This is a genomic window from Mycobacterium sp., assembly GCF_019247615.1.
Classification (GTDB): Bacteria; Actinomycetota; Actinomycetes; order Mycobacteriales; family Mycobacteriaceae; genus Mycobacterium.
In genome coordinates this window covers 1-9,221 of record NZ_JAFBAT010000143.1, presented here as the reverse complement: position 1 = coordinate 9,221, position 9,221 = coordinate 1, and the positions used below count along the sequence as shown (strand labels likewise).

The window sequence follows — 9,221 nt, the reverse complement described above, 5'->3', positions numbered from 1 at the left end:
GCCAGGCCGAGCGCGAGGTGTCGATCTGGGAGGGCCACGACGGACTCTGGCATGTCGAGGGCAGCCTGTTGTCTCCCGACGCGCACGCGCTGGATCAGCGGCTCAACGCGCTGGCCGCCACGGTGTGCACCCATGATCCGCGCAGCCGCGGTCAGCGCCGCGCCGACGCGTTGGGGGCGCTGGCCGCCGGCGCGGATCGGCTGGGGTGCCGCTGCGGGCGCGCTGACTGTGCGGCCGGCAAGCGCCGGGCGGCAGGCCCGGTGGTCGTTCATGTGATCGCCGAGCAGGCCAGCCTCAACGGCGGCAGCGACGCGCCGGCCTCGATGGTGGGCGCCGACGGGCTGATCACCCCCGAGCTTTTACGCGAACTGGCCACCTCGGCCAAACAGGTGCCGCTGATCCACCCCGGCGACGCCGCCCCAGAGAACGGCTATCGACCGTCGGCGGCGCTGGCCGATTTCGTGCGTTGCCGCGATTTGACCTGCCGCTGGCCCGGCTGCGATCACCCGGCATGGGATTGCGAACTCGACCACACCATCGCCTATGCCAACGGCGGGCGCACCCATGCCTCAAACCTGAAGTGCTACTGCAAAACTCACCACTTGATCAAGACCTTCTTGGGGTGGGCCGAAAAGCAGTTGGCGGACGGGACGCTGATTTTGACCTCCCCATCGGGGCAGACCTACGTCACCACCCCGGGCAGCGCCCTGCTGTTTCCCAGCCTGTGCCACGCGGTCGGCGGCATACCCACCCCCGAAGCCGACCCACCGGCAGACTACTGCGCCCAACGCAGCGCGATGATGCCCAAACGCCGCCGCACCCGCACCCAAAACCGCGCCGCACGCATCGCCACCGAACGCCGACAAAATCGGGAAGCCCGCAAGGCATCCCGAAGGGCTTGCGAGACTTACGCTTTCGGGCCGCGCAACGCCGTCGGCGACGGGGAACCACCGCCATTCTAAGGGCCGCCACTCGCCAGGCGGCAGAGCCTGCGAATCGGGCCTAGACGCGTGCCAGCCGTTGGCTGGTTGCCCGCAATTGGCGCTCCGTGCTGTCCTCGAGCGCGCGAACCTGCTCCGGCGAAAGCCGGCCGCACAGCCGGCCCCAGTGCACCGCCACCTCGTCACCAACGGCGGCGTCGGGCAGCGCGCTGTACCCGTCGGCCCACACCTCGAGCCGACGCGTCTGCGGTTCGGACAGTATCAGGGCCTGCCCGTCCCAAACGAGCCGCCGACACTTCACCTCGATGTCATCGCCGGCGCGCGAAACGACTGTGCCCCAGGTGATCCGGCAATTGTCGAGCACCCTCAGCGGGTGCTCGTCCATGCCCCGGCCGAGGAACCGCGTCCAAGGGTACACGCCGAACACGTGAAAGCAGTGGTTCGCGGCGGCCTCGCGGGACAGCTCCGGGGTGAGATGCTTCCAGTAGTGTCCGGCCTGGGGGCCGATGATGGCCAGCAGCGCGTCGAAGAACTCGCCCGGGTCCAGATCCGCGCCAACGCCGCCGCCGAGCCAATACGACTCCACGAGAAGATAATCCAGCGGGTCAGCGATGCCGGTCAGCGCGGACAGCACCCGCAGGTACGGCCAGGCCCCGGTAAACCGCGTCGCCGCGCTGCGCACCTCCTCGACCGAACCGTCACGCAAGGTCGCCCCGAGCGGTGGCCCGCAGTAGCCCAGCGCGTTGGGGGCATAGGCGTAGCGGGCGAACATCTCTGCGCCCCGGGTGTCCAGCGTCAAGTGCGCCCCACGAGTTTGACGGCATCTCGGTGCATGCGACCGAAGTTGTAGTAGGCCGCGCACGCCCCCTCGGGGGACACCATGCAGGTTCCGATCGGGGTCTCCGGGGTGCAGGCGGTACCGAAAACCTTGCATTCCCAAGGTTTGAGCACCCCTTTGAGCACCTCGCCGCACTGACAGGCTTTGGGGTCGGCCACCCGCACGCCCGGCATCGCGTACCGCAGCTCGGCGTCGAATTCGGCGAAATCGTCGTGCAATCGCAGGGCGCTTTGCGAGATGAATCCCAGCCCGCGCCATTCGAAGTGCGGACGCAGCGCGAACACCTTGCTCAGCAGCGCCAGCGCGGCCGGGTTGCCCTCCTCGGGCACCACGCGCTTGTACTGGTTCTCCACCTCGCATCGGCCCTCGCGGATCTGCCGCAGCAGCATCGCGACGGCGGCCAGGATGTCCAGCGGTTCGAAACCCGCCACCACCAAGGGCTTTCGGTACACGGCCGGCACAAACCGATAAGGCCGGTTGCCGACCACCGTCGACACGTGCCCGGGCCCGATGAAGCCCGACAGTCGCAGGTCGGGCGATTCGAGGATGGCCTTGATCGGCGGCACGATCGTGACGTGATTGCAGAACACGCTGAAATTGGTCAAGCCCAAGTCGCGCGCCCGCACCAACGTCACCGCCGTCGATGGGGCGGTGGTTTCGAAACCGATCGCGAAAAACACCACCTGCTTGGTGGGGTTATCGACCGCGATCTTCAGCGCGTCCAGCGGGGAGTAGACGAACCGCACGTCGGCGCCGCGCGCCTTGGCATCCAGCAGGCTGCCGTGGGATCCGGGCACCCGCATCATGTCGCCGAAGCAGGTGAAGACCACGTCGGGCTGGCCGGCCAGCCACATCGCGTCGTCGATGCGGCCCATCGGGATCACGCAGACCGGGCAGCCGGGGCCGTGCACCAGCTCCACGTTGTCGGGCAGCAGGTGTTCGATGCCGTGCCGGTAGATGGTGTGGGTGTGTCCGCCGCACACCTCCATGAACTTGAACTGTTCACCGTCGGCCCCGGCCAGGTGCTCGATCGCGACCAGTAGCTTGCGCGCCGCGGCCGGATCACGGAACTCGTCAACGAATTTCATCTGGGTCCCCTTTTAGACTATGGCCGACGAGTCGAAGGCTTCCATCTCCGTGGCGTATGCGTCGCCGAGTTTTTGGATGGCTGCCAGCGTGAGCAACGCCTCGGTCTCGTCGATCTTGGCCATGGCGAAACCGACATGGACCAGCACCCAGTCGTCGGGCTCGGGCATCTCGTCCTCCAGTAGCCGCACGCTGATGGTGCGCTGGACGCCGCTGACGTCGACCTTCGCCAGATAGTTTGCAGGATCGGTGATTTCGACGATCCGGCCCGGAATACCAAGACACATCAGCGTTTCCCTTCTCAGCAGAGCTCAGCAGATTCGAGGCAACGGGTCGCCGACGAGCATGTCGACGATCCGCGTTCCGCCGAACCCGGTGCGCAGCACCACAGTTTCGGCCGGTTCGGTGACGATTTCCCCCACCTCGGCCGCATCGGCGCCCAGCGGATGCGACCGCAACGCCGCCAGCCCGGCCTCTGCTTCCTCCGGCGCGACGACCGCGACGAATTTGCCCTCGTTGGCCACGTACAGGGGATCGATGCCGAGCAGCTCACACGCGCCATTTACCATGGGCCGCACCGGCAGTCGCTCCTCCTCGAGCAGCACCCCCAGGCCGCAGGCCTGGGCGAGTTCGTTGCAGATCGTGCCGACCCCCCCGCGCGTCGCGTCGCGCAGCCAGCGGGTGGAGGGTGCCGCCGCCAGAAGCAGTTCGACCAGCGGACTGAGGCAAGCCGTGTCGGAGGCGATGTCGGCCTCGATCGCGAGGTCGCCCCGCGCGAGCATGACGGCCATGCCGTGATCGCCCATCGACCCCGACAACAGCACCTTGTCGCCGGCGGCCACCGAGGAAGCCGACAGTGTGCGCCCGGCGGGGATGACTCCGGCCCCGGCCGTATTGACGAACAGGCCGTCGGCGGCCCCCTTCGGCACCACCTTGGTGTCGCCCGTGACGATCTGGACGCCCGCGCCCGCGGCCGCGCTCGCCATGTCGGCGACGACGTCTCTCAACTCGGCGATCGGAAAGCCTTCCTCGAGCACGAACGCCGCCGAGATCCAGGACGGCACGGCGCCCGCCATCGCGAGGTCGTTACAGGTGCCGTTCACGGCGAGTTCGCCGATGGAGCCGCCCGGAAAACGCCTGGGCTGCACCACGAATGAATCGGTGGACATCGCGAGGCGCTCACCGCTCGGCAACGTGAGGACCGCGCCGTCGCCCAGCGACTCCAGCAGCGGGTTGCGGAAAGCCTCCATGAACACCGCGTCCACCAGCGCCGCCGACGCCTTTCCGCCGGCGCCGTGCGCGAGGGTGATGTGGTCGTCCAGCAGCCGGGGGCGGCGCCTGCGAAACGACTCGATCCGCTCGATAACCTCGCCCTCGGCGAACCGCGGCCCCGAGGACAGGTAGTCGCCGGCCCGGCTCATGCGGCTCCCAACCCTTGGTCATCCAGACGTTTGTGCACGGCCAACCAGAGCCGATAGCCCAGCAGCGCCTGGGATTCCTGAATCCGGTGAACGCTTTGGGAACGAACGACGAAGCAGGCGTCCACGTTTCGATCGTTGGCGAAGGCGCCGCCGTCGTAGCCGGCGAAACCCACGGTGTACAGGCCGCGCCGGCGGGCCTCGGCCAGGGCCGCGAGCAGGTTGGGCGAACTGCCGCTGGTCGACATGGCGATGGCGATGTCGCCGGCCTGCGCGCGGGCGATCAGCTGGCGGGCGAACACCAGCTCGAACCCGACGTCGTTGCCCAGGGCCGTGAGGATGGCCTGATCGGCGGTCAGTGGCCAGGCCGGTAACGGGCGCCCCACCGGCGGCCGGGCGAACATCCTGGCCAAGGTGGTGGAATCGGTGCAGCTGCCGCCGTTTCCGAAGGTGAACAATCGTCCGCCCGCCGCGAACCGGCGTGCCATTTCGGCGGCGGACGCTTCCAGCAGATCGGCGCTGGCCTCCAAGGTCGAGCGCCGCAGCGCGAGGCTCTCGGCCGCCTTGGCCTGCGCCGACGCGGCCAGGTCGGCGAGCAGCGATTGGGGGTCGTCTTCCTGGGCGTCGATGAACGGGTAGAGGAAGTTGGTCGGTTCGTCGGGCTCGGGCATCAGGCGCCCTCCTCTTCCACCCGGCTGATCGCGGTGCCGGCGTGCACCAGCACGAGGTCGCCGGCGGTGACCGGGTCGACAAGTGCGGTCACCACGTCCTCGACACCACGCGCGGTGCGCACGCGAGCCTGACCGCCGGCGGATGCGCTGATCACTTCGCCCAGGCGACCTTCGTCGCTACAGGTGACGCAAACTTCGTCTGTGCATTCTTCTTTCAGCAGCCCGGAGTGCTCAAAACACACGTGCGTCAGCTCCCACAGCAGGTGATAGAACAGCACGAACCCACCGGTTGCGGGCACCCGCGGGTCGGGGTCGTCGAGCCACAGCACGTGGTCCGCCATCCCGGGCGCCGGCCGCTGACCGCTGCCGATCCAGATCGTGGTGGCGCCCCACGCCGGGCTGCGACGCATGACCGAGCGCACCTGCGGGTCGTCCGCGCCCGACACCGCGATCACGATGTCGCCGGGGCGCACGGACACTCGGACCAGATCCACCAGCTCGGGTCCGGTCAGCGCCACCGCGGGCAACGCCCGTTTCCCCATGATCACCGGGTGCACGAACTCGACCGCGATATGCAGGGCATGCGGTTCCCACGAGGGCGCGATCGACCACATGGTGGCACCCGCCGCGAACCGCTTGGCCAGGGTGAAAGCGGTCGCGGCCAAGTCACTGCTCAGGTCGGCGCCGAGCCCCCGGTCGATGGCGGTGTCTGAAGCAGAGGTCATCGGTCCTTCTCCCCGCGGGCCTCTCCCAAGCCCGTCAGCGTCGAGATCACGGCCTGACCCAGCGCCAGCCCGCCGTCATTCGGCGGCACTATCTGGTGGGTCAGCACCTCGAATTCGGCCAGCCGCAGGCGTTTACGGCAAGCCTGCAGTAACAGCACGTTCTGGAAGACGCCGCCGGTGAGCCCCACCAGCCGGACCCCGCCGGCCACCCGGGAGACCACGTCGGCGACGGCGTCGGCGACGGCCTCGTGGAACGCCGCGGCGAGCAGCGCCGGCCGGGTGCCGGCGTACAGGGCCGCCACGATGGTCTCGATCATGGCGGCGGGGTCGATCACTCCGTCGGCCCGCACCGTGAGCGGCAGCGACGGCCGGTGTGCCGCTGGATTGTCAAGGGCCGACTCCGCGAGTGCCTCCAGCTCGATGGCGGCCTGGCCTTCATAATCGATCCGGTGGCGGACGCCGAGCAGGGAGGCGACGGCGTCGAACAGCCGGCCCATGCTCGAACACGGCACGCATCCGGCGCCGCTCTCCAATTGCGAACGGGTAAGGCGCAGTTCGGCTTTCGTTGCGGCCGCGACCGGCGCCAGGTCGGGGGTCCAGTCGATGCCGGCGGTCCATAACTGGGACAGCGCCATCCGCCACGGGTTTCGCACGGCGGCGTCACCGCCCGGTAGAGGTACTGGCCGCAGGTGTCCGACCCGGTTAAATCGGTGGCTGTCGGTTCCGAGAGCGAGAATCTCGCCGCCCCAGATGGTTTCGTCGCAGCCGTAACCGGTTCCGTCGAACGAGACCCCGACGATGGGTTCGCCGATGCGCCCGTGCTCGGCCAGCAGCGAGACCACGTGCGCGTGGTGGTGCTGAATCAGATCCAGCGGTCGATCGCCCGCGTGGCGCTCCGCCCAGCCCCGAGTGTGGTATCCGGGATGCAGGTCGGCGGCGAATCGTTCGGGTGTGCCGCGTATTTCGCTGAGCTGCTTGACGGCGCGTTCGAAGGCGCGCAGCGTTTCCCAGGTGGCCATGTCGCCGATGTGACCGGACATGTACGCGCGCGAGCCGTCGGTGAGGCAGAACGTGTTCTTCAGCTCCCCGCCGACCGCCAGCACTGCGGGTCCGGGCCGGCCCCCGAGCATTATGTCGACCGGCAGCGGCGCGTACCCGCGTGACCGCCGGATCGGCAATTCCCGGGCGCCCCGATCGCCGATCACCCGCACCACCGAGTCGTCGCACGGCACGTGGATCGGCCGGTTGTGGTCGAGCACCGCGTCGCACAACACCGAAAGTCGCTGGGCGGCATCGTCATCGGTGAAACAGATGGGTTCGTCGGAGCGGTTCGCGCTGGTGAGCACCAGCGCGTCGGGTACCCGGGTGGCGGCGCCGGGCACGGGTGCTAGCAGCAGGTGATGAATGGGGGAGTAGGGCAGCATCAGCCCGAGCAGGGGGCTGCCGGGGGCGACGGCGTCGGCGAGCGGCGCACTGACGCTTCGGGGTCGCCGCCTGAGCAGCACGATCGGGCGGGCCGGACTGGACAGCACCGCGGCCTCGTCGTCGTCGATGTACGCGTAGCGGCGCGCGACCTCGAGATCGCGGACCAGCATCGCGAACGGCTTGGCGCCCCGTGCCTTTCGCGCCCGCAGCCCGGCGACCACGGCCTCGTCGTCGGCGGTGCAGGCCAGGTGATAACCGCCGATGCCCTTGACGCCCACCACCGCACCCGCGGCCAGCGCACGTTGGGTGGCCGCCAGCGCGGCGTCCGAGCCGTCCACCCGTCCGGCCTCCGACCGGAACCAAATCGACGGCCCGCAGTCGGGGCAGGCGATCGGCTGCGCGTGGAAGCGGCGATCCGCGGGGTCGTGGTATTCGGCGGCGCACCGCGCACACATGGCGAAGTCCGACATCGTCGTGGCGGGACGGTCATACGGCAACTCGCGGATGATGGTGAACCGCGGCCCGCAGTTGGTGCACGTCACGAACGCGTGCCGGTAACGGCGGTTGTCCGGGTCGAACAGTTCTGCGACGCAGTCGTCGCACACGGCGATGTCGGGCGGAATGGGGGTCTTGGCCCCGGTGACCGTCTGGCTCGCCACGATGCGGAACTCGGGTGCGCACGCGCGGTCGGCGGCGACGTCGATTGCGAGGTCAGTGACGGAGACCGCGCCGATCCGCGCCAGCGGCGGGGCATCGGATCGCAGCCGGCGTCCGAATTCGTCAATGCGGGCGCGTTCGCCCTGCACCTCGACGAAGACTGCGCCCGAATCATTCCCGACGAACCCGGCCAGGCCCAGCTCGGTGGCGATGCGGTGGACGAAAGGGCGAAAGCCGACCCCCTGGACGACACCGGTCACGGTGAAGCGCTGCCGGACGTCTTCCGAAGACATGGCAAGCAGCAGGGGGGACTCGGTCATCTCAACCGCCCTCCGGCGGGTCCGCCGGGTCGGTGCGGCCCCTGCCCATCAACTCGAGGCCGGCCATCGCCTGCTCGGCGCCGGTGCGGTCCGTCTTCTCGACGGCGAAGCCCATATGGATGATTATCCAGTCGCCCGGCGCGAACGTCTCTTCCGGCAGCATGCCGACGTTGACCTTGCGTTGCTCCCCGGTGACGTCGACCAGCGCGAGCTGTCCCTCGTAGCCCTCGAGCATCCGGATCACTTGACCGGGTATCCCCAGGCACATGGCTCAGCGGTCCTCTCGCGCCGATGGCCAGGTTGCGGACGTGGCCGCCTGCAACGCGGCGACGATCTCCTCGACGGCCCGCGCGGCCCGCGGGACCGCCTTGGCCACCGGCTCGGTGAGGCCGATGCCCTCCTCGACGCTGCCCGCCTCGCACCCGACGACGACCGTGTAGGGCGGGCTGCCGCCCAACGCCCGCAGGTTGGCGAACACGGCGGCCGGATCCATGCTGTGGCTGTCGAGTCCCCCGACCAGGCCGGTTGTCGGGAGCCCGGATTCATGGTCGGCTTGGAAGACGTGCAATGTGCCCGGGTTGCCGCGACTGGGCACGGCGTCGACCAGCACCAGCGAGTCCCATTCGTCGAGAAGGTCGTAGGCCAGGTGCATGCCCCGGATGCCGTAGTCGATGACCTGCACATCCGGATCGTCTTGCGGGAGCTCGGCGTTGCGGACCACCTCCGAGCCGAATCCGTCGTCGCAAAGGAAGATGTTGCCGATCCCGGCCACCAGGATGCGCGCTGTCATTGGGCTGCTCGGGTGGCTACATCCGCCTTAGCTTCAGGTATCGGCGGGCATCGGGGACGGACGCCACACCGAGCACAACCGCGACGGCCAACACCAACGCGACGATCCCTATGAATAACCAACCCAAGACTTCCATGTCGAACTCCTTTCAAGGGTTTACCCGTTGATCCGCGTGGAACGGCTCGATTTCGTCGGGGGAGAAGTACAGGTAGCGGCCATACCAGTCGTGCAGATCGGCGGCCGGGTCGTCCTCGACCACGACACCGACATGCTTGTTTCCCTCGACGTCCTCGTGCACCGACGTGACGCGGGCGGTCTTGCCGGCGACGAAGATGTCCTGCGCGTCGGCG

Annotated in this window: 10 protein-coding genes and 1 pseudogene; 1 reads left to right on the top strand and 10 read right to left on the bottom strand. The window is 68.7% G+C overall.

All coding sequences use genetic code 11. The features are described 5' to 3' along the window. Nucleotides 1-962 (top strand): HNH endonuclease signature motif containing protein (locus JO059_RS09635; RefSeq protein ID WP_293316091.1); only part of this gene is annotated, 962 nt, incomplete at its 5' end. A 40-nt stretch (nt 963-1,002) separates the two neighbouring features. Here the strand turns inward: JO059_RS09635 and JO059_RS09630 are convergent. The 10 genes and pseudogenes from JO059_RS09630 to JO059_RS09585 form a co-directional block, all read right to left on the bottom strand. After that, nucleotides 1,003-1,740 carry a DUF6390 family protein gene (locus JO059_RS09630; RefSeq protein ID WP_293316089.1) on the bottom strand — a complete coding sequence of 246 codons (738 nt, stop codon included), beginning with the start codon at nt 1,738-1,740 and terminating at the stop codon, nt 1,003-1,005. Then, the gene (gene hypD / locus JO059_RS09625; protein ID WP_293316087.1) at nt 1,737-2,867 is read right to left on the bottom strand and encodes a hydrogenase formation protein HypD; all 1,131 of its coding nucleotides are present in this window, start codon (nt 2,865-2,867) and stop codon (nt 1,737-1,739) included. The genes JO059_RS09630 and hypD overlap by 4 nt, the downstream gene beginning before the upstream one ends. A gap of 12 nt (nt 2,868-2,879) precedes the next feature. Next, a complete protein-coding gene (locus tag JO059_RS09620; RefSeq protein ID WP_293316085.1) occupies nt 2,880-3,152 on the bottom strand; it encodes a HypC/HybG/HupF family hydrogenase formation chaperone in 273 nt (90 codons plus the stop codon). 24 nt (nt 3,153-3,176) lie between these two features. Further along, a complete protein-coding gene (hypE, locus tag JO059_RS09615) occupies nt 3,177-4,286 on the bottom strand; it encodes a hydrogenase expression/formation protein HypE (protein WP_293316083.1) in 1,110 nt (369 codons plus the stop codon). Beyond that, entirely contained in the window at nt 4,283-4,954 is a 672-nt protein-coding gene (locus JO059_RS09610) for an SIS domain-containing protein (protein ID WP_293316081.1), read from the bottom strand. The genes hypE and JO059_RS09610 overlap by 4 nt, the downstream gene beginning before the upstream one ends. Next, nucleotides 4,954-5,679: a HypC/HybG/HupF family hydrogenase formation chaperone gene (locus JO059_RS09605; protein ID WP_293316079.1), complete on the bottom strand. Its 726-nt coding sequence runs from the start codon at nt 5,677-5,679 to the stop codon at nt 4,954-4,956. Before JO059_RS09605 ends, JO059_RS09610 begins: the two co-directional genes overlap by 1 nt. Then, nucleotides 5,676-8,081 carry a carbamoyltransferase HypF gene (hypF, locus tag JO059_RS09600; RefSeq protein WP_293316077.1) on the bottom strand — a complete coding sequence of 802 codons (2,406 nt, stop codon included), beginning with the start codon at nt 8,079-8,081 and terminating at the stop codon, nt 5,676-5,678. The genes JO059_RS09605 and hypF overlap by 4 nt, the downstream gene beginning before the upstream one ends. Nucleotide 8,082: 1 nt before the next feature. Continuing rightward, entirely contained in the window at nt 8,083-8,349 is a 267-nt protein-coding gene (locus JO059_RS09595; RefSeq protein WP_293316075.1) for a HypC/HybG/HupF family hydrogenase formation chaperone, read from the bottom strand. A 3-nt stretch (nt 8,350-8,352) separates the two neighbouring features. Next, a complete protein-coding gene (locus JO059_RS09590; protein WP_293316073.1) occupies nt 8,353-8,871 on the bottom strand; it encodes a hydrogenase maturation protease in 519 nt (172 codons plus the stop codon). Nucleotides 8,872-9,019: 148 nt separating this feature from the next. Beyond that, nucleotides 9,020-9,221, bottom strand: a pseudogene (locus tag JO059_RS09585) (hypothetical protein); the annotation flags it as partial.